This is a genomic window from Microbacterium sp. NPDC057658, from assembly GCF_042799975.1.
Lineage (GTDB): Bacteria > Actinomycetota > Actinomycetes > Actinomycetales > Microbacteriaceae > Microbacterium.
In genome coordinates, this window is record NZ_JBHVHT010000001.1 from 287,906 (window position 1) to 312,315 (window position 24,410).

Annotated in this window: 23 protein-coding genes; 8 read left to right on the forward strand and 15 right to left on the reverse strand. The window is 70.7% G+C overall.

The annotated features are described in order from the left end of the window. The first annotated feature begins 140 nt into the window (after positions 1 to 140). Genes ACFU8V_RS01310 through ACFU8V_RS01325 form a run of 4 tightly spaced genes read left to right on the forward strand, consistent with a single transcriptional unit; the run spans position 141 to position 3,993 of the window. Positions 141 to 1,295: a PP2C family protein-serine/threonine phosphatase gene (locus tag ACFU8V_RS01310; RefSeq protein ID WP_378868401.1), complete on the forward strand. Its 1,155-nt coding sequence runs from the start codon at positions 141 to 143 to the stop codon at positions 1,293 to 1,295. Next, positions 1,292 to 3,256: a glycosyltransferase family 2 protein gene (locus ACFU8V_RS01315; protein ID WP_249520839.1), complete on the forward strand. Its 1,965-nt coding sequence runs from the start codon at positions 1,292 to 1,294 to the stop codon at positions 3,254 to 3,256. Before ACFU8V_RS01310 ends, ACFU8V_RS01315 begins: the two co-directional genes overlap by 4 nt. Continuing rightward, positions 3,240 to 3,572: an STAS domain-containing protein gene (locus ACFU8V_RS01320; protein ID WP_025102664.1), complete on the forward strand. Its 333-nt coding sequence runs from the start codon at positions 3,240 to 3,242 to the stop codon at positions 3,570 to 3,572. Before ACFU8V_RS01315 ends, ACFU8V_RS01320 begins: the two co-directional genes overlap by 17 nt. Beyond that, positions 3,562 to 3,993 carry an ATP-binding protein gene (locus ACFU8V_RS01325; RefSeq protein WP_025102665.1) on the forward strand — a complete coding sequence of 144 codons (432 nt, stop codon included), beginning with the start codon at positions 3,562 to 3,564 and terminating at the stop codon, positions 3,991 to 3,993. The genes ACFU8V_RS01320 and ACFU8V_RS01325 overlap by 11 nt, the downstream gene beginning before the upstream one ends. Positions 3,994 to 3,997: 4 nt before the next feature. Here ACFU8V_RS01325 and ACFU8V_RS01330 read toward each other — a convergent pair whose 3' ends face one another. From ACFU8V_RS01330 to dnaK, 6 genes are all read right to left on the reverse strand, one after another. After that, the gene (locus ACFU8V_RS01330) at positions 3,998 to 4,441 is read right to left on the reverse strand and encodes a DoxX family protein (protein ID WP_025102666.1); all 444 of its coding nucleotides are present in this window, start codon (positions 4,439 to 4,441) and stop codon (positions 3,998 to 4,000) included. Between the two features lie 126 nt (positions 4,442 to 4,567). Then, positions 4,568 to 5,227: a GntR family transcriptional regulator gene (locus ACFU8V_RS01335; protein WP_025102667.1), complete on the reverse strand. Its 660-nt coding sequence runs from the start codon at positions 5,225 to 5,227 to the stop codon at positions 4,568 to 4,570. A 46-nt stretch (positions 5,228 to 5,273) separates the two neighbouring features. Then, the gene (locus tag ACFU8V_RS01340) at positions 5,274 to 5,687 is read right to left on the reverse strand and encodes a heat shock protein transcriptional repressor HspR (RefSeq protein ID WP_029989135.1); all 414 of its coding nucleotides are present in this window, start codon (positions 5,685 to 5,687) and stop codon (positions 5,274 to 5,276) included. Between the two features lie 94 nt (positions 5,688 to 5,781). After that, positions 5,782 to 6,765 (reverse strand): DnaJ C-terminal domain-containing protein, encoded by a 984-nt coding sequence (locus ACFU8V_RS01345; RefSeq protein WP_025102669.1) that lies wholly within the window; start codon positions 6,763 to 6,765, stop codon positions 5,782 to 5,784. 7 nt (positions 6,766 to 6,772) lie between these two features. After that, positions 6,773 to 7,417: a nucleotide exchange factor GrpE gene (gene grpE, locus ACFU8V_RS01350; RefSeq protein WP_025102670.1), complete on the reverse strand. Its 645-nt coding sequence runs from the start codon at positions 7,415 to 7,417 to the stop codon at positions 6,773 to 6,775. A gap of 2 nt (positions 7,418 to 7,419) precedes the next feature. Next, positions 7,420 to 9,282, reverse strand: coding sequence for a molecular chaperone DnaK (gene dnaK / locus ACFU8V_RS01355; RefSeq protein WP_025102671.1), 1,863 nt, complete (start codon positions 9,280 to 9,282; stop codon positions 7,420 to 7,422). Positions 9,283 to 9,492: 210 nt separating this feature from the next. Between dnaK and ACFU8V_RS01360 the strand changes: the two genes are divergently transcribed. After that, positions 9,493 to 10,296, forward strand: a complete 804-nt coding sequence (locus ACFU8V_RS01360) for a MerR family transcriptional regulator (protein WP_249520840.1) — start codon at positions 9,493 to 9,495, stop codon at positions 10,294 to 10,296. 33 nt (positions 10,297 to 10,329) lie between these two features. Here the strand turns inward: ACFU8V_RS01360 and ACFU8V_RS01365 are convergent, their stop codons facing one another. Next, positions 10,330 to 10,791 (reverse strand): DUF3817 domain-containing protein, encoded by a 462-nt coding sequence (locus tag ACFU8V_RS01365; protein ID WP_025102673.1) that lies wholly within the window; start codon positions 10,789 to 10,791, stop codon positions 10,330 to 10,332. A 111-nt stretch (positions 10,792 to 10,902) separates the two neighbouring features. On the opposite strand from ACFU8V_RS01365, the gene ACFU8V_RS01370 reads away from it, so the two are divergent. Continuing rightward, positions 10,903 to 11,841: a helix-turn-helix domain-containing protein gene (locus ACFU8V_RS01370; protein WP_231729520.1), complete on the forward strand. Its 939-nt coding sequence runs from the start codon at positions 10,903 to 10,905 to the stop codon at positions 11,839 to 11,841. A 127-nt stretch (positions 11,842 to 11,968) separates the two neighbouring features. Here the strand turns inward: ACFU8V_RS01370 and ACFU8V_RS01375 are convergent, their stop codons facing one another. After that, entirely contained in the window at positions 11,969 to 13,165 is a 1,197-nt protein-coding gene (locus ACFU8V_RS01375; protein ID WP_025102675.1) for an MFS transporter, read from the reverse strand. A gap of 249 nt (positions 13,166 to 13,414) precedes the next feature. On the opposite strand from ACFU8V_RS01375, the gene ACFU8V_RS01380 reads away from it, so the two are divergent. Next, entirely contained in the window at positions 13,415 to 14,287 is an 873-nt protein-coding gene (locus ACFU8V_RS01380) for a serine protein kinase RIO (RefSeq protein WP_025102676.1), read from the forward strand. Positions 14,288 to 14,296: 9 nt separating this feature from the next. Here the strand turns inward: ACFU8V_RS01380 and speB are convergent, their stop codons facing one another. The 4 genes from speB to ACFU8V_RS01400 are packed head-to-tail and all read right to left on the reverse strand — an operon-like array spanning position 14,297 to position 19,957. After that, positions 14,297 to 15,244, reverse strand: a complete 948-nt coding sequence (gene speB / locus ACFU8V_RS01385) for an agmatinase (protein ID WP_025102677.1) — start codon at positions 15,242 to 15,244, stop codon at positions 14,297 to 14,299. A 32-nt stretch (positions 15,245 to 15,276) separates the two neighbouring features. Then, the gene (locus ACFU8V_RS01390; RefSeq protein WP_025102678.1) at positions 15,277 to 16,893 is read right to left on the reverse strand and encodes a thiamine pyrophosphate-binding protein; all 1,617 of its coding nucleotides are present in this window, start codon (positions 16,891 to 16,893) and stop codon (positions 15,277 to 15,279) included. Positions 16,894 to 16,903: 10 nt separating this feature from the next. Next, positions 16,904 to 18,571, reverse strand: a complete 1,668-nt coding sequence (locus ACFU8V_RS01395) for an amidohydrolase (protein ID WP_025102679.1) — start codon at positions 18,569 to 18,571, stop codon at positions 16,904 to 16,906. A 42-nt stretch (positions 18,572 to 18,613) separates the two neighbouring features. Further along, entirely contained in the window at positions 18,614 to 19,957 is a 1,344-nt protein-coding gene (locus tag ACFU8V_RS01400) for an MFS transporter (RefSeq protein ID WP_025102680.1), read from the reverse strand. A gap of 218 nt (positions 19,958 to 20,175) precedes the next feature. On the opposite strand from ACFU8V_RS01400, the gene ACFU8V_RS01405 reads away from it, so the two are divergent. Beyond that, positions 20,176 to 21,072, forward strand: coding sequence for an Lrp/AsnC family transcriptional regulator (locus tag ACFU8V_RS01405; RefSeq protein WP_025102681.1), 897 nt, complete (start codon positions 20,176 to 20,178; stop codon positions 21,070 to 21,072). A gap of 324 nt (positions 21,073 to 21,396) precedes the next feature. On the opposite strand, the gene ACFU8V_RS01410 is transcribed toward ACFU8V_RS01405, so the two are convergent. Genes ACFU8V_RS01410 through ACFU8V_RS01420 form a run of 3 tightly spaced genes read right to left on the reverse strand, consistent with a single transcriptional unit; the run spans position 21,397 to position 24,267 of the window. Continuing rightward, positions 21,397 to 22,377 (reverse strand): serine hydrolase domain-containing protein, encoded by a 981-nt coding sequence (locus ACFU8V_RS01410; protein ID WP_378868416.1) that lies wholly within the window; start codon positions 22,375 to 22,377, stop codon positions 21,397 to 21,399. A gap of 16 nt (positions 22,378 to 22,393) precedes the next feature. After that, positions 22,394 to 23,311 (reverse strand): carbohydrate ABC transporter permease, encoded by a 918-nt coding sequence (locus tag ACFU8V_RS01415; RefSeq protein ID WP_366215723.1) that lies wholly within the window; start codon positions 23,309 to 23,311, stop codon positions 22,394 to 22,396. Continuing rightward, entirely contained in the window at positions 23,311 to 24,267 is a 957-nt protein-coding gene (locus ACFU8V_RS01420) for a carbohydrate ABC transporter permease (RefSeq protein WP_025102684.1), read from the reverse strand. The genes ACFU8V_RS01415 and ACFU8V_RS01420 overlap by 1 nt, the downstream gene beginning before the upstream one ends. Positions 24,268 to 24,410: the final 143 nt, after the last annotated feature.

Sequence of the window (24,410 nt, forward strand, 5' to 3'; positions counted from 1 at the left end):
GGTCCGGAGAAGCGGTTCTCCGCGGGGCTTGCGCAGAACCGTTTCCTGTGGTTCGCCTGAATGCCGCGTGGACGCCCTGGTGCCCCGGCTGCGGTTCCTCCCTAGGATGAGGGGAATAAACACGGAGGAGGGCCGGGGGAATGTTCGACGAGCGACGGCGACAGGCAGCGCTCGAGGAACTGGGGATCCTTGACACACCACCCGATGAGCGGGTGGATCGGGTGGCACGACTGGCGAAGGAGATGTTCGGCGTGCCGATGGTCAGCGTCTCGCTGATCGACCGCGACCGGCAGTGGCGCAAATCGCAGATCGGCCTCGGGGGGAACGAGGCACCGCGCCAGGACTCGTTCTGCGACTACACCGTGTCGCAGGACCGGACGGTGGTGGTGGAGGACGCGAGCACGACCGACCTCTTCGCCGAGAACCCGTTCGTGACCGGCGATCCGCACCTCCGCTTCTATGCGGCCCATCCGCTGCACGCGCCGGGCGGCGAGCCGGTGGGGACGCTGTGCGTGCTCGACACGGAGCCGCACACCTTCACCGACGCCCAGCAGGATCTCCTGCGCGACCTCGCGTTCTGGGTGCAGACGGAGCTGGCACAGGACGCCGACGTCGACCACGCCGCCGTGGTGCAGCGGGCTCTGCGCCCGCGGGTGCACCCGGAGATCGACGGGTACACGATCGCCGCCGGCGCCGCCCCACGGGGAACGCTCGCCGGGGACTACTACGACTTCTCACGCCACGGGGAGGCCCTGCGCGTGACCCTGGCCGACGCGATGGGCAAGGGCACGGGACCGGCGCTGGTCGCGGCCACGGTGCGCGCCTCCCTGCGGACGGCGCCGGAGCGCTCGCTGTCCGACGCCGTGATCGAGGTGGACCGCCTGCTCGAGGACGATCTCGCGGACACGTCGATGTTCGTCACGGCCGTCGTCGCCGAGCTGCAGCCGGAGACGGGAGACCTCGAGGTCATCGACGCCGGTCACAGCCTCGCTTTCGTCGTCCGGGCGGACGGGTCGTGGACGCCGCTGCGTTCCACGAACCTGCCCCTCGGCATGTGCATGGGCCTCGTCGACCCCCGGGTTCCGGTGACCACCCGCCTGGAACCGGGCGATGCCTTCATCTGCTGCAGCGATGGACTCCTCGACGTGCTCGATCCAGACGACCCGTTCGGCCACGTCGAGCGCGTCCTCGCAGAGATGGGCCCCGGCGGTGCTGTCGGCGAGGCTCTGCGTCTCGCGAACGACGAGCGCGCCACCGACGACATCACCGTCGTGGTCGTGCGGAGGGACGCGTGACCGCCCGGTTCGCGACCATCCGCGTCCTCGCCCTGCTGTCGGTCCTGCTCGGCGTGAACTACGTCGCATGGCGGTGGCTGGAGTCGGTGAACTGGTCGGCCTGGTGGATCGCGGTGCCGCTCGTGATCGCCGAGACCTACAGCCTCATCGACACGTTCCTCTTCTGTCTCACGATGTGGCGCGCGAAGGAGCGCCCGGCACCGGTATCGCCGCCGCAGGGCACCGTCGACGTGTTCATCACGACCTACGACGAGCCGATCGAGCTCGTCATGACGACGGCCAGGGCGGCGAAGCGGATCGCCTATCCGCACTCCACCTGGATCCTCGACGACGGCTCCCGCCCCGAACTCGAGGCCGAGGCCAGGGCCGCGGGCGTCGGCTATCTCACCCGCTCCGAGGACTGGACGGGCAAGCCCCGGCACGCCAAGGCCGGCAACCTCAACAGCGCGCTCTTCCAGACCGACGGCGAGTTCCTCCTCATCCTCGACGCCGACCAGGTGCCCGACCCGCTGATCCTGCACCGCACACTCGGCTACTTCGCCGATGATCCCGAAGTCGCCCTCGTGCAGACGCCGCAGTGGTTCGTGAACGTCGACGAGGCCGACCCGCTCGGCAGCCAGGCGCCGCTGTTCTACGGGCCGATCCAGCAGGGGAAGGACGGCTGGAACGCGGCCTTCTTCTGCGGCTCGAACGCCGTGCTCCGCCGCGAGGCGCTCATGCAGCTCGGCATCGTGGGTTACGTGCGGAACGTGACCGACTCCGCCGCGCGGGCGCTCAAGACCTCCGAGGCGCTGATCGCTCGCGAGGCCGAGGCCGCCACCGACCCCGCGCTCGGCACCGAACTCGGGGCGCTCCGCATCGCGATCGCCCGCGGGCGGAAGGAGCTCGCCGGCGGCGACTCCGTCGCCGAGGTCGCCGCGCGCGTGGGGGAAGCTGTCGACAACGCCTCCCGGATCCTCGTGGCGCACGACCTCGAGGGCATCCGCGCCGACCTCGCCGTGATCGAGTCCCTGCCGGTGCAGCACGACGCCGAACTCGGGCAGGTGATCGTGGACGAGGCAGGGCTCGACGCTCTGGCCGCCTCGGACCTCTCCCCCCTCACCGCCGTCGAGGCGGTCCGCGGACTGCTCGACGCGCTCCGCCTCGACCGGGCCGATGAGGCCCAGCCGATCCTCCCCCTCGCCACGATCTCGGTGACGGAGGACATGGCGACCGCGATGCAGCTGCACGCCCTCGGTTGGAAGAGCGTCTACCACCACGAGATCCTGGCGCACGGCCTCGCCCCGGAAGACCTCAGGACGATGCTCACGCAGCGGCTGCGGTGGGCTCAGGGGACGCTGCAGGTGATGCTGCGCGACAACCCCCTGGCCAAGCGCGGACTCTCGGTGGGGCAGCGCCTCATGTACTTCGCGACGATGTGGAGCTACCTCTCCGGCTTCGCCGCGATCGTCTACCTCGCCGCCCCGGTGATCTATCTCGTGTTCGGGGTGCTTCCCGTCACCGCCTGGTCGGTCGACTTCTTCGTGCGGTTCCTGCCGTACTTCCTCGTCAACCAGGCGCTGTTCCTCGTGGTTGCGAAGGGGGTGAAGACCTGGCGAGGTCAGCAGTACTCGCTCGCGCTGTTCCCCGTGTGGATCCGCGCGTGCTGGACGGCCTTCGCCAACGTGGTGCTCGGCCGGCCGCTGTCCTTCGCCGTGACCAGGAAGGACGGCCGGGATCCGCGCGGCGTCCCCTGGCGCGAGATCTGGCCGCAGCTCACCGCCATGGTCGTGCTCGTGATCGCCCTCGTCATCGGGGTCGCCCGGGTCATCGTCGGCACGGGCGACGGCACCGGCACCCTCGTCAACACGGCCTGGGTCCTGTACGACCTGGTCGTCCTCAGCGTCATCATCCAGGCGGCGCGCTATCGCGGTCCCGCCGCGCAGGTCCTCGAGAAGGAGTCGAATGAACGTCAGCACTGACACCAGGGACGGGTACGCCGTCGTCGCGATCACGGGGCGCCTGACCGCCTCGGGCGCGCCGTTGCTGCGCAACGCGGTGAGCGACCTCGTCGCCGCCGGGCAGCCGCGCATCGCGATCGACCTCAGCGGCACCGAGTTCGTCGACTCCTCGGGCCTCGGCGCCCTGGTGGGCGGCCTCAAGAGCGCCCGGGTGGCCGGCGGCGATCTGCGCATCGCCGCCGTCCCCGAGGCCGTGCGCACCGTCCTCCACCTCACCAACCTGGATCGCGTGCTCCGCGACTACCCGACGCCGGAATCGGCGTTCGATGGACGCTGACATCCGGGCCTTCCACATCGACGGGCCCGCCGGGCTCGCCCTCGTCGACCGCGCCCTCGACGAGCTCGACCGGCTCTGGACTCAGGCTCCGGAGGTACCGGCGCAGGACCAGGTGCTGTTCACCCTGGCGCTGAGCGAGGTCACGACCAACGTCGCGCAGCACAACGAGCACGCGGACGTCGTCCTGAGCATCGACGTCCGCGTGACGGCGGAGGAGCTGCGCGCCTACATCCGCGACACCGCCCCGCCGGCACCGATCGACTGGGACGCGGTGTCGATGCCGGGCGAGGAGGCGGAGAGCGGACGCGGCCTCGCGCTGTCGCAGGCGGCGCTCGACGAGTTCACCCACACGGTCACCGATCTCGGCAACACATGGGTCCTCGTCCGCCGCGTGGATCCGGCGCGCGAGGCGGGCGGCTGACCCGTCAGGCGAGCCAGGCCGGTGCTCGTCCGCGGAGTGCCGCGGCGTCGATGGAGTAGCGGCCCGCCCCCGTGAGCGCGAGCGCCAGAGCCGCCACACCGAGCACGGCGACGAACTCGTAGCCACCGGCCGTCACCCACAGGCCCGCGGGCAGGTGCACGAGCACGAGGGCCACCAGCATGTCGACGGCGAGGAGGATGCCGACCGGACGCGTCAGCAGTCCGAGGATCAGCAGGATCCCGCCGATGAGCTCGAGGAAGGCGACGACGGGCGCGGCGATCTCGGCGAGCGGGACCCCCATGCCGGCGAAGCTGCCGATGGTCCCGGGGATCGTGAACTCGAAGATCTTCTGGGCGCCGTGGGCGGCGAAGATCGCGCCGACGACGATGCGCAGGACGAGGAGTCCGAGCGACGAGGCGGAGGAGGCGGAGGCTGTGGTGTTCGTCATGAGGAGGTTCTTCCTTCGTGGCAGGACACCCGCGCGGGCGCGGACCAGGGCTCTTGCCCTGGCCCCCACGGTAGGAACCGTTCTTTTCCGTCCGCTGAACGCCTGGAGTTCGCGGACGGGGCGGCCTCAGCGGGAGCCGACCTCGTGGAGCATCCGCTCCCGGGCGCCGTCGAGGTGAGCCGAGAGGACCGCGGCGGCGTCCTCCGGAGCTCCCGTGCGCATGACGTCGAGCAGCTTCACGTGATCGTCCGACGACTCGTGCAGGTCCTCGTCGTGGTTGATCGTGACCTCGAGCAGCGCCGTGAACGTGGGGAGGTACTGGTTCCAGGCGCCCTCCAGCCGCGGGTGATCGGCGAGGGCGTAGATCTGGGAGTGGAAGTCGAGGTCGGCTGTGACGAAGGCGGCATGGTCACCCGCGTCCGCGGCCTCGGCCATGCGCTGGACGGCGTCGGCCATCGGCTGCCACCGGTCGTCGTCGTCGACCCGCATCGCGCGCGACAGGGCGAGCTGCTCCAATGCGCCTCGGAGGCTGTAGAGCTGGTCGACGTCGTCGCTCGTGAGGCCCACGATGTAGACGCCGCGCGGGCGCTGCACCTCGACGAGCTTCTCGAAGCTGAGCTGGGTGAGGGCATCGCGCACGGGACCGCGGCTGACGGCGAACTCCTCGGCGAGGGCCTCTTCGGTGAGCCGGGCCCCCGGAGCGAGCTCCCCTCGGACGATGCGCTGGCGCAGCACGCGCGCGACCTGCGCTCCGAGCGACTCCCCGCGCGTGACGGTCTGCGTCATGGTGACCTCCTGTTAACAGTTGACAGGATACACACCGGGTGCGCGGTCAGGCTCCGGAGCGCGGACTCCAGAGCACGAGCTCGGTCGAGCGGCGGATGCGGCGGCCGGTCGGCATGGGCACGACCCCCGCGGATCCGGCGGCGAACACCCGCACGCCGGGACGGCTCTCGCGCTCGGCGCGGAGGGCGCCCTCCAGCGCGACGACACGGTCGCGCAGCATCCGGTTCTCGTCCTCCAGGTCGAGGAGCCGGGCGATCGCGGGGAGACTGACCCCTTCGGAGGAGAGCTGGGCGACCTCGCGCAGCTGCTCGATGTTGCGGTGAGAATAACGACGGGAGCCGCCGGGCGTCCGTCCCGGCACCACGAGGCCGATCCGGTCGTACTGACGGAGGGTCTGGGGGTGCAGGCCGGAGAGCTTGGCGGCTGCGGCGATCGCGAAGACCGGGGTGTCCGCGTCCATCACGCCTTCCTTCCTGATTTCACGTCAGGCCGTCGCGCCGGGTCAGGCAACTCCCTTCCGAAAGCGCCTGACCCGACGCGAAAGCCTGTGCTCGTCAACGGCGGGCTTTCGCCATGAGCTCGGCCCGCGGGTTCTCCTGCGGCTCCAGCTCCTGGAACCGCTCGAGAGCCTCGCGCGCGGCGTCGTCGAGGTGCGTGGGCACCGCGACCTGGAGCTCGGCGAGCAGGTCACCGGTCCCCTTCGCGGTCGCGACACCCCGACCCTTGACGCGGAGCACGCGGCCCGACGGAGTTCCGGGGGCCACACGCAGCTTCACCACGTCGCCGCCGAGCGTCGGGACCTCGATGGTCGCGCCCAGCGTCGCCTCGGTGAAGGTCACGGGGACCACCACGCGGAGGTTGAGGCCGTCCCGCGTGAAGACCGGGTGCGGACGCACCGTGATCTGCACCACGATGTCTCCGCTCTCCCCGCCGTCCGGCGAGGGGCGACCACGGCCGCGCAGCCGGATCTTCTGCCCGTCGGCGACGCCCGCGGGGATCTTCACCTTGAACGGCTTGCCGTCTTCTCCCTGCAGGGTGATGGTCTCGCCCTGCACGGCGGTGCTGAAGTCCAGCGTGGTGCGGGCCGTGACGTCGGCGCCGCGCTGCGGACCACCGAAGCCCCGGAAGCCGCCGCTCGGCTGCCCGAACCGGCCACCGCCGAACGAGCTGCCCTGGCCCTGGTTGAACATCGCGAAGATGTCCTCGAAGTCGGCGGTCTGGCCGCGCCCCTGCTGTCCGAACCGGCTGAAGACGTCTTCGAACCCGCCGGCGCCCGAGCCGCTCGCCGTGAAGCGAGCGCCCGAACCCATGGCGCGGATCTCGTCGTACTCCTTGCGCTGCTCGGCGTCGGAGAGCACCGAGTACGCCTCGCTGATCTCCTTGAACTTGGCCTCGGCCTTCGCATCGCCCTGATTGGAGTCGGGGTGATACTTGCGCGCGAGCTTGCGGTACGTCTTCTTCAGGTCAGCGTCGCTGACGTCCTTCGAGACCCCGAGGGTCTTGTAGAAGTCCTTGTCGAACCAATCCTGGCTGGCCATCGATCACCTACTCCGCAGGGACGGCGACGACGACCTTCGCAGGACGCAGCTCGACCTCGCCGAGGCGGTAGCCCACCTCGACGACCTCGAGCACCGTGGTCTTCGAGGTGCCGGGGGTCGGCTGCTGGAAGATCGCCTCGTGACGCTGGGGGTCGAACTCCTCACCCTGCTCGCCGTAGGCGACCACGCCGAGGCGCTCCACGACCGCGCGCACCTTCTCGGCGATCACGGCGAAGGGGCTGCCCTCGACCAGATCGCCGTGCTGCTCGGCGCGGGCCAGGTCGTCGAGCACGGGGATGAGGCCCTTGGCGGCCTCCCCCTTCGCGCGCTCGATCTCGATCTGGCGCTGCTCCTCCGTACGGCGGCGGTAGTTCGCGTACTCCGCCTGCAGGCGCTTGAGGTCGGTCAGCAGGGCGTTCTCGGCGTCGGCGATCGCGGCGTCGCCCGCGGCGGCATCCGCCGTCTGCGCGGCACCGAGGATGTCCTCGACCGTCAGCCCTTCCTCCGCCTCGGCAGCCGCGTCGACCGGGGTCTCGTCCGAGCCCTCGGCGGCCTTCGCCTCGCGGGAGTCCTGGTTCTGCGGCACGGGGCCGGATGCCTGAGCATCCGACCCCTCCGGAACCTCGTTCTCGTCGAAGTTCTTGTCCGTCATGATTACTTCTTCTCGTCCTCGTCGTCGACGACCTCGGCGTCGATGACGTCCTCGTCGGAGGAGGGGGCGTCACCGGTCGGGGTCTCGCCCTCGGCCGAAGCGCCGGCGGCGTCCGCCTGCGAGGAGGCGTAGATCGCCTCGCCGAGCTTCGACTGGGACTGGTTGAGCTTCTCGAACGCGGTCTTCACGGCCTCGTCGTCGTCGCCGGCCAGTGCCGTCTTGAGCGCATCGACGTCGGCCTTGACCTCGGTCTTCACGTCCTCGGGGAGCTTGTCCTCGTTCTCGGAGATGAGCTTCTCGATGGAGTAGGCGAGGGTCTCGGCCTGGTTGCGGGTCTCCGCAGCCTCACGACGTGCCTTGTCCTCGGCGGCGTGCTCCTCGGCCTCGCGCACCATGCGCTCGATGTCCTCCTTCGACAGCGACGAGCCGCCGGAGATGACGATCGACTTCTCGGTGCCGGTGCCCTTGTCCTTCGCGGACACGTGCACGATGCCGTTGGCGTCGATGTCGAACGTGACCTCGATCTGCGGGATGCCGCGAGGAGCCGGCGCGATGCCGGTGAGCTCGAACGTGCCGAGCGGCTTGTTGTCGCGCGTGAAGTCACGCTCGCCCTGGAAGACCTGGATCGCGACGGACGGCTGGTTGTCGTCGGCCGTGGTGAAGGTCTCGCTCCGCTTGGTCGGGATGGCCGTGTTGCGCTCGATGAGCTTGGTCATCATGCCGCCCTTGGTCTCGATGCCGAGGGAGAGCGGGGTGACGTCGATGAGCAGGACGTCCTTGCGCTCGCCCTTGAGGACGCCGGCCTGCAGCGCGGCGCCGACGGCGACGACCTCGTCCGGGTTCACACCCTTGTTGGCTTCCTTGCCGGTCTCGCGCTTGACGAGCTCGGCGACGGCGGGCATACGGGTCGAACCACCCACGAGGACAATGTGGTCGATGTCGGAGACCTTGATGCCGGCCTCGCGGATGACGTCCTCGAACGGCTTCTTGGTGCGGTCGAGCAGGTCCTTCGTGAGGTCCTCGAACTTCGCACGGGTCACGGTCTCGGAGAGCGAGACGGGGCCCGAGTCGGTCAGCGACAGGTACGGGAGGTTGATGCTCGTGGACGTGGAGCTGGAGAGCTCCTTCTTCGCCTGCTCCGCGGCCTCCTTGAGGCGCTGCAGGGCGATCTTGTCACCCGAGACGTCGACGCCCGTGGTCTCCTTGAACTGCTTGATCAGGTAGTCGACGAGACGCTGGTCCCAGTCGTCTCCACCGAGACGGTTGTCACCGGCGGTGGCGCGCACCTGGATCGTGGAGAAGTCGTCGTCCTTGCCCACCTCGAGGAGGGAGACGTCGAACGTTCCGCCACCGAGGTCGAAGACGAGGATGAGCTCGTCCTCCTTGCCCTTGTCGAGGCCGTAGGCCAGGGCGGCCGCGGTCGGCTCGTTGATGATGCGGAGCACGTTGAGGCCCGCGATCTCACCGGCCTCCTTGGTGGCCTGACGCTCGGCGTCGTTGAAGTACGCCGGAACCGTGATGACGGCGTCGGTCACGGTGTCGCCGAGGTAGGACTCGGCGTCGCGCTTGAGCTTCTGGAGGATGCGCGCGGAGATCTCCTGCGGCGTCCACTTCTTGCCGTCGACGTCGAAGCTCCAGTCGGTGCCCATGTGGCGCTTGACCGAGGCGATCGTCCGGTCGACGTTGGTGACGGCCTGGCGCTTCGCGGTCTCGCCGACGAGCACCTCCCCGTCCTTGGTGAAGGCGACGACCGAAGGGGTCGTGCGGAAGCCCTCGGCGTTGGCGATGACCTTGGGCTCGCCACCCTCGAGGACGCTGACGACGGAGTTGGTGGTTCCGAGGTCGATACCGACAGCACGTGCCATGTGTTCTCTCCTTTGTTGGGAAGTCTGTAGTGGTCTGGAAACCTGCGGCGGTCAGGGAAACCTGAGTCGCGATGGCTCAAGTGTACGCCGGGGCCGAAACGCTGTCAAATGAACTTGATATGAACAGGCTCAAGTTTTTCGCCGGGCCGTCAGGTGTCCGCGAGCCGCCATGCTTGACTCTCACACGGTGTCAGACGGGAGAACAGAGACATGTTGTCCATCGGAGCGTTCGCGCAGATCGGCCAGGTGACCCACCGGATGCTCCGGCACTGGGACACGGCCGGGCTGCTCGTACCCGCCCACGTGGACGAGTTCACCGGCTACCGGTCGTACGACCCGTCGCAGCTCGAGCGCCTGCACCGGATCGTCGCCCTGCGTCAGCTCGGCTTCGGCCTCGACGACATCTCGGCGATCCTCGCCCAGGGTGTCGACGCCGACCGGATCGCGGCCCTCCTGCGCATCCGGCGTGCCGAGGTGGAGCAGGAGCACCGGCTCGCCGCCGCGCGACTCGTCGATGTGGAGCGGCGCCTCCACCTCATCGAGAAGGAGAAGCACATGTCGCAGATCGAGATCGTCCAGAAACCCCTCCCCGCCGTGCGCCTGGCGGCCGTGCGCACCGTCGTCGCCGAGCAGCCGGCGGTCGCCGAGGTCGTCGGCCCCTCCTTCGACGCCGTGGCCGAGGTCATCGGAGACGAGTGCGGCGCCCTCACCACCCCGATCGCCCAGTACCGGACGCTGCCGGACGGGATGGAGATCGTCGCCGGATACTCCTACTCCGGCCCCGCCGCCGACGGGATCGAGATCATCGAACTCCCCGCCGAGGAGGACGCCGTCTGCGGGGTGCACCTCGGCTCGATGGAGCGGATCGCGGAGAGCTGGCACGCCATCCACACCGAGGTGGTCGCGCGCGGCCTCGTGCACGCCGGGCCGTGTCGGGAGCTCTACGTCCGCGCCGTCGGGGAGGACCAGTCGGACTGGGTCACGGAACTCCAGCAGCCCGTCGCGCGCCGCTGACGCGGAGGCCGCACAGACGGGGCGACGCCGGGGTCACTTGCCCCCGGGCGGGCCGACCAGCAGCAGGATCACGTACAGCGCGACGATGCCCACGACCAGCAGCACCGCGAGCACCCAGGGGCGACGGAGGAACCAGCGCATCAGGCGGTCGTACCAGCGGCGGTCGCGCGGGTCGTCGGTGGCGTCGAGGCGCCAGTCGCCCCGAAGACGGCCGGTGCGGTGCAGCCAGATCTCCATCGGGATGGTGGCGTACGGCACGACGGCGCTGAGGACCGCCAGCACACCGACGCCCGGGTGCCACCGCTGGTTGAGCGCGACGAGGACGGCGGTCGCGGCGTAGGCGAGGAACACGAACCCGTGGATACCGCCGCCGACCGTCACGACGCCACCGGGGGCTCCGACGGCGCGGGCGATGATCGCGGCGATGAGGAGGGTCCAGGTGATCGCCTCCGCGATCGCGAGGACACGGTACAGGCGGCCAGGGGTGCGGAACACGGAACTCCTCGGGTGGGGTACCCCTCCAGCGTATCCCGCTTCGAATCGCCCACTTGGCCCCATCCGGCGCCGAAATGGAGCAAGGTGAGCGATTCGAAGGGGAATAGGGGGATGGCAGCCGACGTTGCCGAAGGCATGGTGACGGTGGACGCGGATGCGCTGTCCGCTGTGCTCGGCACGGTGGACCTGCGGGTGGGGATCGCCCGCCGCGTGCGGCTGACCCCCGGAGGACTCCTCCCGCTGCCGCCTGGCCGGATCACCCTCGTCTACCTCGCCGACGGCGCCGTGCACGGGCATCCGCCTCTGGGCACGGGCTGCCGCCTCGACGTGGACCGTGACTCGCAGCAGCTCACGGTCGAGGAGCCCGGACGCCGCGACCGACTCGTCGCCGGCGACGCCTTCCTCCTGCTCCGCGGCGACACCTTCGCACTGGAGGCCGATGCCGACACCACGCTCCTCGTCGTCGACATCGAGCTCGCGGACACCGCCTCTCCCCTCCCCGCGCTCCTGCCGCCCTTCCTCGCGGTGACCGGGTTCGACGCGCTGGAGCCGGCCGCCGCCGCCCTCGCCGAGAACATGGGCGTGGTCGATGCGCCCGCGTGCCCGGTGCGCCAGGGAGACCCGTTGATCTGTCGGATGATGGCGACCACCGTGCTGCTCTCGGTCATCCGGGCCTGGGCGGCCAACGGCTGTGCGCCCGCGGGGTGGCCCTCGCTGTCGAAGGACCCCTTCCTCGACCGCGTGGTGGACGCCATCCACGAGCAGCCGGGACGGGACTGGACCGTCGAGCGCCTGGCCGCCGTCGGCGCCATGTCGCGCTCGGCCTTCGCGGAGCGGTTCCGCCTGGCCGTGGGCCGCTCCCCCGCCGACTATGTGACCGAGGTGCGGGTCGACGCCGCGAAGCGGATGCTCCAGGCCGGGCAGTCCGTCTCGAGCGTCTCGCGCGAGCTCGGCTACGCCTCGGACGAGGGCTTCAGCCGCGCCTTCCGCCGCCGGACGGGCATGACCCCCTCCTCCTGGCGCGCCTCGCACTCCCTCGTCCCCGCCTGATCCCACGACCTCTTCCCCCGCGCGGGCGGGCATGGCTTCGGAGCCTCAGGGCGACACGCCGGCCCCGAGCCCGAGGGGACGGCGTGTCGTCGGCCTGCTCCGAAGTCGAGCCCGGGCGGGCACGAGGTCAGGGGCGGGAGCTGCGGCGGTTCGAGAGGCCGAACAGCACGGCACCGGCGAGGAGGGAGACCGCACCGATGGTGTAGACGAGCTCGATGCTCAGGGTGTCGACGAGGAGTCCGCCCACACCGGCCGCGAGCGTGATCGCGCCCTGGAACCCGACGACCACGAGGCTCCCCCCGGCCTCCAGGCGGTCCGGCATGCGGTGGCCCACCCAGGTGTTCACGACGATCAGCCACGACGAGAAGAAGAAGCCCCAGAGGAGCACGACCGCGCCGATGCCGATGATCGATCCGGAGAAGAGCACCATCGACAGCACGGCGGCCGAGATCACCAGCGGCGCGAACACCGCGAAGAAGGCGAAGGAGCGGTCGATCACGAGGCCGATGGAGAGGTTGCCGAGGAGGCCTCCGACGCCGAACAGCGCCAGCAGCACGACGATCGTCGAGGCGTCCACGTCCGGGATGCGCTCCAGCGCGAGGCGGACGTAGGTGTAGGCGAGGAAGTGGCCGAGCACGACGAGCACGTGTCCGACCATCCCGAGTCCGATGCCCGGACGCCGCACCGTGTCGACGAGCAGACGCAGGCTCGACGCCCGCTCGGCCGGGACGGTCGGCAGCGCCCATCGCAGGGCCACGGCCAGCACCACCATGAGCACTCCCGCGATCGCGAAGACGGCGCGCCAGTCGACGACCTCGCTCAGCATGACCCCGAGCGGGACGCCGGCGACCGTGGCGAGCGAGACGCCGGCGGAGGTGAACATCACCCCGCGACCGAGGTGCTCCGGCCCCGCGAGCCGCGCGGCGACCGTGATCGACATCGTCCAGTAGGCGCTGATCGCCGCTCCCAGCAGGAACCGCGCCAGCAGCACGACCACGAGGTTCGGCGCGATCGCGACCACGAGGTTCGACACGGCCGCGGCGAGCGCCATCCACACCAGCAGCGACCGACGGTCCAGACGGGGGAACACGAGGCCGACGGTCGGGGCGACGAAGAGCCCGACGAGCGCGGTGACGGTGACGGTCTGCCCGGCCTGGCCGGGGGTCACCCCGAGGCCGTCCGCCATCTCGGTGAGCACTCCGTTGGGGAGGAACTCGGCGGTCACCAGCAGGAAGCCCATCACCATGAGGGCGATGAGTCCGCCGTAGCGGATGCGGTCGACGCGGGTGGTCGGCAGGGTCGGGACGGGGGCGGTCGTGGTCATGCTTCCAGACTCGCAACGGGGGCGGGCGCGCGCCCGACCGGTCGTCCGCCGCATCCGACCGATCGTCCGGCCCTGGACAACCCCCGGGAGACCCCCTAGGCTCGACGACGCACCGGGATCCGCCCGGGAAGCCCGAGCGAAGGAGGCGATGAGATGAACGCTGTCGTCGTCGCGCCTATCGCCGACCACCTTCCCTTCGAGGCCACCCGCTCCTGATCGCCGCGTGGCCTCCCTTCCCGGAGCCACACCGTGAACGAATCCCCCGCTTCCTCGGAAGCCGCGTCCTTCGACGCCACCTCCTTCGACTCCCTCGAGACCGCCCTCTCCTTCGCCGAGGTCGAGCCCGGCGCCAACCAGCGCTGGACGACCTGGCCCTCGTCCACCCCCACCGAGCGAGGGCCGGACCCCCGCCCCGCCTGGGTGGTGACCTCCGCCGGCGCCCTGGACACCGAGCTCGGCATCCTGAAGACCGGCAAGGAGGCCGACGTGTTCCTGCTAGAGCGCGCCGTGCCCGACGACCCGACGCAGCGCACCCTCCTCGCCGCCAAGCGCTACCGCGGCATCGAGAACCGGAGCTTCCAGCGCTCCGCCGTCTACACCGAGGGGCGCAGCACGCGGAACACCCGCGACACGCGCGCCCTCGCCAAGAAGACCGCCCACGGACGGGAGGTCGCCGCAGCCCAGTGGTCGCTCGCGGAGTTCGAGGCCCTGTGCCGGATGTGGGAGCGCGGTGCCCCGGTCCCCTATCCCGTGCAGGTCAGCGGCACCGAGGTGCTCATGGAGTTCCTCGGCGACGACCGGGGCATCGCGGCACCCCGGCTCGCCCAGGTGCGCGGGTCGAACGCCGAGATGCAGGAGTACTTCACGCAGGTGGTCGAACTCATGCGGGTCTTCGCCGCCGCAGGCTTCGCGCACGGCGACCTCTCCGCCTACAACCTCCTCGTGCACGAGGGGCGGGTGCGGGTGATCGACCTGCCGCAGATCGTCGACGTGATCGCGAATCCGCAGGGCCTCGACCTCCTGCACCGCGACTGCGTCAACGTGTGCGACTGGTTCGCACGGCGACGAGTGGAGCGCGACGCCGAGGCCCTGTTCGCGGACCTCCTCGCGACGCTGTTCTGACCCCGGGTGTCAGGAGGCGAGTCGGGCGGCGAGAAGGGTCACCAGCTCGTACACGACGTGGCTCGCGGCGATCCCGGTCATCTGGGCGTGATCGTACGCGGGCGACACCTCCACGACGTCGGCGCCGACGATGTCGCGGTCGCGCAGCGCCCGGAGGATGCGCAGCAGCTCGCGGCTCGTGAGCCCTCCCGCCTCGGGGGTCCCGGTGCCGGGCGCGTGCGCGGGGTCGAGCACGTCGATGTCGATCGAGACGTACAGCGGCTTGTCGCCGATGCGGGTGAGGATGCGGTCGATCGCGGCCTCCACCCCGTGCTCCTCGATGTATTCGCTGGAGACGATGGAGAAGCCGAGGCGCTCGTCGTCCTCGAGGTCCTGCTTCGAGTACAGGGGTCCGCGGGTGCCGACGTGGCAGCTCGCGGTGAGGTCGATCAGCCCCTCCTCGCTCGCGCGGCGGAAGGGGGTGCCGTGCGTGATGGGGGCCCCGAAGTAGGTGTCCCACGTGTCCAGGTGGGCGTCGAAGTGGAGGACCGCGACGGGTCCGTGCTTCGCGGCCACCGCCCGCAGCAGGGGAAGGGCCACGGTGTGGTCGCCGCCGATCGTGACGAGGCGCTGCACCTGCTCACCGAGCGCCAGCGCCGCGCGCTCGACCTCGGTCACGGCCTCGGTGAGGTCGAACGGGTTCACCGGGATGTCCCCCGCATCCACCACCTGGGCGAGCTGGAACGGCGACACGTCCTGTGCGGGGTTGTAGGGCCGGAGCAGCCGGGACGACTCCCGCACATGCGACGGGCCGAAACGGGTGCCGGGGCGGTAGCTCACGCCGGAGTCGAACGGGATGCCGACCACCGCGATGTCGGCGCGCGGCACGTCCTCGATGCGGGGCAGGCGGGCGAAGGTGGCGATGCCGGAGTACCGCGGGTTCACGGAGGCGTCGACGGGGCCGATGTTGTCGGTCATTTCTCGTTCCTGTTCGTCGGGAGGTGTGGGTCTCAGAGGGCGTGCTGCGGGATGTGCACGAGCTGCACCCCGCCGTCGGCGATGGCCGCGCGGATGCTGGGGGCGATGTCGGCGCGCGATGCCGCCCGTCGCCCGGTCGCCCCGAAGGCGGTGGCGAGCGCGGCCCAGTCCGGCTGCACGAGGTCGACGCCGACCGGGGTCATGCCCCGGTCGAGCTCGTTCTGGCGGATCTCCGCGTACCCGCCGTTGTCGACGCACACCACGGTGATATCGAGGCGCTGCTCGACAGCGGTGACGAGCTCGTTCACGCAGAACATCAGAGCGCCGTCGCCGATGACGGTGACGACCGGGCGTTCGGTCTGCGCGACGGCCGCGCCGATCGCGGCGGGGAGGCCATAGCCGAGCGTGGCGTAGGTCGGCGTGTAGAGGAGGGAGTGCGGCTGCTCCTGCCGCAGCACGCTGCCGAGCGCCATGTAGACGATCTGGGAGGAGTCGCCGGCGACGATCGCGTCGGCAGGGAGGGCGTCGGCGATGATCTCGGCCAGCGCGACGGTGTCCGGCGCGGTCTCCCGCGATTCCGCCTCGATCGCGGCTCGCTCGGCCGCGAGGTCCCGGGCGGGACGGGCGGGGTCCGGCAGCAGGGGCAGGAGGGCGTCGGTCACGGCGGCGGCGTCTCCGGTGAGAGCGACCGTCGCGGTGAGGTTCTTGTCCCGCTGCTCCGGAGAGATGTCGACGCGGATCACGGCGCCGCGTGCCTCGAGCCGCGGAGCCCAGAGCTCCGCCTCGCCCAGCTTCGAGCCGACCACGAGCAGCACGTCGGCATCTTCGGCCACAGCCCGTGCGGCGGCGAGGCGCAGGTTCGAGCCGAGCGAGAGCGGGTGCCGTTCGTCGAGCACCGCCTTGCCGTTCAGGGTCGTGAGCACGGGGGCTCCGAGCCGCTCCGCCACCGCGGCGATCTGGTGCGCGGCGTCCACCGCACCCCCACCGGCCACGATCACCGGGCGGCGGGCGGCGGACAGCAGCCGGGCGGCCTCGGCGAGCGCGATCGGATCCCCGGAGACGCGGTCGGGCATCGGGCGCGGCTTCCGGTCCTCCGCGGGCACGGCGGCGGGCGCCTCCAGCACGTCGAGCGGGATCTCGATGTGCACGGGGCGGGGACGGCCGGTGCGGAAGAGGTCGAACGCGTCGTGCGCGGCCTGCACCGCCTCCGCCGCGGTCGACACCCGTCGCGACCACTCCGCGATCGCGCCGACCATGGCCGTCGCGTCCTTCGTCTCGTGCAGCGTGCCCACGTCGGCGAACTCCGCCCCGAGCGGCACGCCGGGCGAGAGCACGATGAGGGGTCGCGACTCGCAGAAGGCCGTGCCGATCGCGCTCATCGCGTTCTGGAGCCCGGGGCCCGAGGTCGTGATCACCACGCCGGGGAGCCCGGTCTGCTGCGCCCACCCGTCGGCACCGTACCCCGACCCCTGCTCGTGGCGGTTGGTCACGGCGCGGATGCCGAGGTCGGCGAGGGGCCGGTAGAACTCCAGGTTGTGCGTGCCGGGGATGCCGAAGACCGCGGTCACCCCGTAGCCGCGGATGGTCTCCAGGACCGCACGGCCTGCGGTGTCGGCGTACCGGTCGTCTCCGGTGGTGTCGGTGCTCATCGTGTCATCCTCACATCGCGTGCCGACGGACGCCGTCGACCCAGGTCTCACGGACCTCGATCGCCGCGATCTCCTCGGCCGGCACCGCGAGCGGGTCGTCCGAGAGCACCGCGAAGTCGGCGTACTTGCCCGGCTCCAGGGAGCCGAGGTCGTCCTCCCGGCCGATCGAGACCGCGCCCTCGATCGTGTGCGCCCGCAACGCCGCGGTCGCGGAGATGCGCAGGTCGTCCGGGCCGAGCGTGTGCCCGCGCCGGGTGACCCGGGTGACCGCGGTCTGGATCGCCTCCAGCGGGATGGGCTCGGCGACCGGGGCGTCCGAGGAGATCGTCATGGGCACGCCCGCACGCTCGAACTCCCCGAGGGGGTTGAAGCGCTCACCGGGCGTGCCGATGGCCTCCTCCACGCCCTCGCCCCAGTTGAAGTAGTGCTGCGTCTGGTTCACGGGACGGATGCCGGCGGCCGCCATCCGCTCGATCTGCCCGGGGGTCGGCAGGCCGCAGTGCTCGATGCGGTGCCGGGCGTCCGCATCCGGACGCTCCGCGAGCGCGGCCTCGATCGCGGACACGACCATCTCGATCGCGGTGGGCGACTGGGCGTGGGTCGCGGTCTGCAGTCCGGCCGCGTGCGCCTTGCGGATGAGCTCCGCGTAGTCGGCGGGCTCGTGGTAGAGCTGGCCGGTGCGGCAGGGGTCGCCGACGTAGCCGTCCGGGAAGTACGCGGTCCAGCCGCCCAGCGTGCCGTCGGCGTAGAACTTGATGCCGGCGAAGCTGAGGTGCGCGTTGCCGAACTGCCCGACGAGCCCCATCTCCAGCGCCTCGTCGAGCAGGTGCGACAGCAGGTACATCGACACGCGCAGCTCCAGCCTCCCGGCCTCGGCGAGCCGCAGGTACATGTCGAACTCGCGGCGCGTGACCTGACAGTCGCCGATGGAGGTGACCCCGCCCGCGAGGAACCGCTGCGTCGCCGCGTCGAGCTGGCGCAGGTGCTCCTCCGGCTCGTCCGCGAGGTGGAAGTTCGGACCGTGGTGGCCGATCTTCACCCCGTGGACGCCGGTGAGGATGTTGCACGCCGCGTCGGACAGTTCGCCGGTGAGCTCGCCGTCGGCGTCGCGGAAGAACTCGCCGCCGTCCGGGTTCGGGGTGTCCCGGTCCACGCCGTTGAGGTCGAGCGTGTACGAGTTCACCACGCCGCCGTGGCCGGAGGCGTTCATGAGGTACACCTCGCGGTCGGCGGCCACCTCGTCGAGCTCGAACCGTGTGGGGTGCCGCTTCTCGGCGAGGTTCCGCTGCTCGTAGCCGTAGCCGCGCACCGGGCGCCCGGCGGGGAGATCCGCCGCGGCGGCCTTCAGCAGCGCCACGATCTCCGGGATGCTCCCCGCCTTCTCCGGACCGCAGTCCACCCAGGTCATCATCTGCCCGAACATCAGCGGATGCGCATGCGCGTCCACGAAGCCGGGCACGACCACCGCCTCGCCCAGATCGACGCGCTCCGGAGTGAGTCCGGCCCGTGCCGCCACGTCCTCGCACTCCGCCGCCGTGCCGAGGGCGACGATGCGCCCCCGGTCGGTCAGCATCGCGGTGACGGTGGTGTCCGCGGGGTCCGCCGTGTGGATGGCTCGCGCGGTGACGAGGACGGGAGCGGCCTGGGCCGAGCGGTCGAAGGGGGTGAGCTTTCTCATGATGCCTGTTCGCGGTGGTGTCGTGCGGGGGAAGGGTGCCGGTCAGGGCAGGCGGTTCGCCGTGGTGTCGGTCCGGGCGGTGAACGACGCCGTGACCGGGGCCTCGTCGGAGTGCTGCGGCGCGAGACGCGTGCAGATCCCGGCGATGACGGCCATGCCCACGAACATCGCGATGACGGACCAGACGCTGCCGGTCCAGGCGATTAGCTGCGTCGCGAACCAGGGCGAGAATCCGGCCCAGATGGCGGCGCCGACGCCGTACGACAGCGCGATCGAGGTGTAGCGCGCCTGCGGACGGAACATCTGGGCGAGGATCGCCGCGATCGGGGCGTAGGTCGCACTCATCGCGATGCGCACGAGCGAGGCGAAGAGGAAGATCAGCGGCTCCACGCGACCCGGCATCAGCAGCAGGAAGGGCGCGAAGGTCAGCACCGAGGTGATCAGGCCGATGTACATCACGTTCTTCCGGCCCCACTTGTCACCGAGCCAGGCGACCGGCAGCGTCACGACGAACTCCACGAAGGAGGCCAGGGTCATCGCGTCGAGGATGACCTGCTCGCTGATCGCGATGGGCTCGCCGGTCGCGTACGCGGTGGCGAAGGTGGTGGCCAGATAGTAGCCGCCGGTGGAGATGGGCAGGATGCCGATGCCGAGGAGGATCGGCTTCCAGTTGACGCGGAGGGCGAAGGCGAGCGGCATGGACTGCTTCCGGCCCTCGATCTTCTCCTCGAAGACCGGCGACTCCTCGACGCGATACCGGACCCACAGACCGACGCCGATCAGCACGATCGACAGCAGGAACGGGATGCGCCAGCCGCCGTCGATGATGAACGTGTCGCCGCCGCGAGCCATGATCGCGAAGATGCCGGAGGCGAGGAGGGCGCCGGCCGGGTTGCCGAGCTGGGTGAAGCCGCCGTAGAACGTCTTCGACTTCTCGGGAGCGTGCTCCACGCTCATGAGCACCGCGCCGCCCCATTCGCCGCCGACCGCGAGGCCCTGGATGGCGCGGAGCAGGATGAGGAGGATGGGGGCGAGGATGCCGATGTTCTCGTAGGTCGGCAGGCAGCCGACGAGGACGGTCGCGGCCCCCATCAGCAGCAGCGTGATGACGAGCGAGACCCGCCGACCGAGCTTGTCGCCGATGTGGCCGAAGACGATGCCGCCGAGGGGGCGGACGAGGAAGGCGACCGCGAACGTCGCGAACGCGGCGGCGGTCTCGGCCAGGGGGTCGTCGCTCGGGAAGAACAGCGGGCCGAAGACGAGGGCGGCGGCCGTGGCGTAGACGTAGAAGTCGTACCACTCGATGGTGGTGCCGACGAAGGCGGCGATGCCGGCGCGGCGTGCGCGGCTGTGGACGCCGCTTCGGGGGGTGGGGGTAGTGGTCATGGACCCGCTCCTTCGCGGATGGTGTCGGATAGCGAAGGATGCTACGGACGTGCAGCATCGGGAGCAAGGGCAGAACTCCAGCGATACGCGTCATTCACTGGATTTGTGTGAGACGCATCGCGCACTCCGGGCCTTCCGCTCGGTCGAACCGCGCTCTACGCTGAGGTTCTGCGGGGACGAGCGTGCACTGCGGGGAAATCGACGGAATCGGACGGCACATGGACTTCGACGCGGAACTCATCCGGGCGCTGCAGGAGGACGGCCGCGCCAGCATCCTCTCCCTCGCCGAGCGCGTCGGCCAGTCCCGCGCCGTCGTGGCGGCTCGTCTGCGCACGCTGCTCAGCGACCGCACGGTGCGGGTGGTCGCGGCCGTCGACCCCGTGTTCCTCGGGCAGCACGTGCTCGCCCATGTGTCGATCCGGACCGACGGCGCCGTCGAGGTGGTCGCCGAGCACCTGCGCGACATGTCCGAGACCGTGCTGGTGTCGGCGGTCGGCGGCGCCCACGACATCGTGACGGAGGTGCGGGTGGGCTCGATGTCGGAGCTGCACGACCTGCTCGCGCGCATCCGCGGGAGCGCCGGGGTGCTCGACATCAACACGATCATCTACTCGACCGTGATCAAGGGGTTCTTCGTCTCGGAGTACCACGGCGGCGTGACCCTCGACGGCATCGACGAGGCCCTCATCGAGCACCTGCAGTCCGACGGGCGGATGAGCTTCCGTGCCCTCGGCGAGCAGGTGCGGCTCTCCCCCAGCGCGGTCGCCACCCGGGTGCAGCGGCTCATCGACGCCGGTGTCATCAAGATCAGCGCCGTGGAGGCCCGAGGGCTCGCGCATCGGCAGCTCTCGATGGGCGTGGGCATGACGCTCGGAGACGACGACGAGGCCGTGATCGACGAGCTGCGGCGGGGGCGCGGCGTCGACTTCGCGGCCCGGACCCTCGGGCGGTTCGACGCCGTCGCGACCCTCGTGGAGCCCTCCGCCGGCGCCCTGTATGCGAGTCTCGAGCGGCTGCGCGCGCTCCCCGGAGTGACCCGGATCGAGGCGTGGCTGCATCTCGCGGTGCTCAAGGAGGACTACGCCCGCACCCTCCGCCCCCTACGCACCGACTGACCCCCCGTCCCCGTCCGGCCCCGTCCCGTCCCCGTCCCGTCCGCGCCCCTCCGGTCCCGCCCGGGATCAAAACCGCGCCCCTTTCACCCATCCCCCGCACGTTTCTGCACTCCCACCGGGAGGGGTCCCCCACGCGGGATGAAAACGGAGCCTCGGGAGGCGCGTGGAGAAGCCTTTTGGATCCGGCGCACTCCGCACCCCCACCGGGAGGGGTTCTCGGTGCGGGATGGAAAGCGGGCGTCGGAAGGCGCGGGGCGGGGCCTTATCGATCCCGGGATCGGAGGGGCGGGACCGGGAAGGGGCAGGACCGGGAAGGGGCGGGGGTCAGGGAGCGAGGGGGGCGAGGAAGGCGCGGCGGACGGCGGCGACGTCGGCGTCCTCGCGCGTGGGGTGCACGCGGTTGAGGAGCAGCACGCCGTAGGCGCCCGTCTCGGGGACGACCGCGAAGCACGTGCCGGTGAAGCCGGTGTGGCCGACCGCATCAAGGTCACCCATCCACGCGGCATCGCGCACGCGCAGACCGATCGCCTGGCCGTAGCCGGCGTCGGCCTGGACGGACGGGGTCGTCGTCCCGCGGAACGACTCCCGTGACAGCACTCGCCCGTGCGTCCCCTCGCCCTCATCGCGGAGGAGACGGGCGAGAGCGGCGACGTCCCCCACCGTGCCGAACAGTCCCGCGTGGCCGGCGGGACGGCCGAGTGCATGGGCGAGCTCGTCGTGCACCGCTCCGCGCACGTTCCCGCGGTGCGGCTGCGTCTCCGTGGCGACCGCCTGCTCCCGCTCCGGAGCCGCGGTCAGCGACGCGGCGCCGATCCCCGTGGCCACCTCCGCCCAGAGCGCCGCGAGCGGCCGCCCGGAGACCCGTTCCAGACAATCTCCGGCCGCGATGTACCCGACGTCGGAATACAGATGGCGAGCGCCCGGCTCGGCACCGAGCGCCCGACGCCGCACGCGGGCACGCAACTCGTCCCCGCGCAGGCCCTCCCGCCACTCGCGGCCCTCCGCCGGCATCCCGGAGGTGTGGGTGAGAAGGTGTCGGAGGGTGATCCGCTCCGCTCCGGCGCCGCTGCCCACCGGGAGGACGCGCTCGACGGGCTCATCGAGGTCGATCACGCCCGCGTCGACGAGCCGCAGGGCGGCGATGGCGGTGAAGACCTTCGTCAGCGACGCGAGATCGAACAGGTGCGCGGCGGTGAGCGGAGCGGGATCGTCGTGCGCCGGCGACCCGAGGAGCTGCAGCTCTTCCGCTCCCCCGGCGACAGCCCGCACCGACGCCCACGCCGAGCCCGGGGCTCCGTTCACCATGATCCGCCCGCGGCCGTCACTTGCTCATGCCGGAGGTGAGGCCGTTGATGATCTGCTTCGTCGCCAGCAGGAACAGCACCACGAGCGGGATGGTGGCGATCGTGAGTCCGGCGAACAGCTGCGGCCAATCGGTCGAGTACTCCCCGAAGAACCGGGTCAGGCCCACCGGGAGCGTGTACGAGTCGCGGTCGCGCAGCAGGATCAGCGGGTAGAAGAAGTCGTTCCAGACCGGCACGAACCGGAAGACGATCACGGTCGCGAGCGCCGGGCGCACGAGCGGCAGCAGGATCTGGAGGAACGTGCGCAGCGGTCCGGCGCCGTCGATGCGCGCGGCCTCTTCCAGCTCGATCGGCAGCGCTCGGAAGAACACCGTCAGCACGAAGGTGGTGAACGGGATGCCGAGGGCGCCGTAGACGAGGATGAGGCTGAAGACGTTGCTGGTCATCTTGAGCGCGTCGAGCAGGTAGAACAGCGGCAGGATCGCCAGGTGCACCGGCAGCATGAGGCCCGAGAGGAACACGGCCTCGATCCCGCGGAAGAACTTCGCCCTGGCCCGCGCGAAGGCGTAGGCGGCGAGCACCGACACGACCGTCGTGACGATGACCGACCCGACCGTGACGGTGATCGAGTTGACGAAGTACGTGTCGAACGAGGCGGTGATCCACGCGTTCTGGAAGCTCGTGAACGTCGGGGGGACGGGGAGTCCGAGCGGCTCGGTGGCGATCTGCTGCTGCGTGCGCAGGGAGTTGTTGACCATGAGCAGCAGCGGACCGATCGCGACCAGCGCATACCCCCACAGGAACACGTTGGCGAGGAGGCGGCCCACGAATGGGGTGTCGTTCGTGCGACGGGAGCGGCGCCGCGGGGCGGAGGGCCGGCCGGAGACGATCGCCTCGGTGGTCGTTTCCTGACGGGTGTCGAGGGCGGTGCTCATCAGAACAGCTTTCGTTCGGCGCGGCGCATCGTCGTCGTGATGACGACGGAGATGACCATGATGAAGATGAACAGGACGGTCGCGAGGGCCGAGGAGACCCCGATGGAGTTCGGGTTCCCGGACTCGAACGCGGTGCGGTAGAACAACAGCATCATCACGTCGGTGGAGCCGGCGGGAGCGCCGTTCGACCCGGCGAGCGCGAACGGGATGGCCATCGCCTCCATGCTGCCGATGAAGGTGAGCACGGTGATGATGCCGATCGTCGGCGTGAGCATGGGGAGCGTGATGTAGCGGAAGCGCTTCGCGGCCGTGGCGCCGTCGAGCGACGCCGCCTCCTCGATCTCCTCGGGGATGCCGCCGAGGGCGGCGCCGTACAGCAGGATGGGGAATCCGATCCACTGCCAGGCGCTGACCAGCACGATGACCCAGATCGCGAGCTGCGGATCGCCGAGCCACGGCAGCGCGAGGCTCTCCAGGCCGACGCCGCGGAGGATCGCGTTCACCGGCCCGAACAGCGGAGACAGCATCAGCGACCACAGGTAGCCGATGACCATCGGACTCACGAGGTAGGGCAGGGCGAAGATCGTCTGGAAGAACCGCTTGGTGCGCTTGCGGCGGTGCAGCAGGGTCGCGATGCCGAGGCCGAGCGAGTTCTGGAAGACCAGGGCGCCGGCGAAGAGCAGCAGGTTGTGGCCGAACGCGTTCCACAGCTCGGAGGCGTAGGGCTCCTTGGTGAGGAGCGTGAGGTAGTTGCCGATACCGGCGAATCCACCCTGCTTGGTGCCCTGCCAGTCGAAGAACGAGTAGCTGAGCGCGGCGAGCATCGGGTAGAGGATCAGCACCGCGAAGAGCACGGCGGCCGGGAGCACGAACAGCGCGGCCGTCGGCGTCGACAGCGCGATGCCGGTGCGGGGGCGCCGGCTCTTCGGCGGGCGCACGGGGAGGGTCAGAGCCATGGGGGGTCCTTCGCTCGTGGTGGGGGGGGGGGGGGGGGGGCCCCCCCCCCCCCCCCCCCGAGGGAGGGGGGGGACAAGGGGGGGGGTTCCGACCCCATAGTGTGCCCAACCCGTCCCTCGTTTTCTTTCCCCCTAGAAACGCC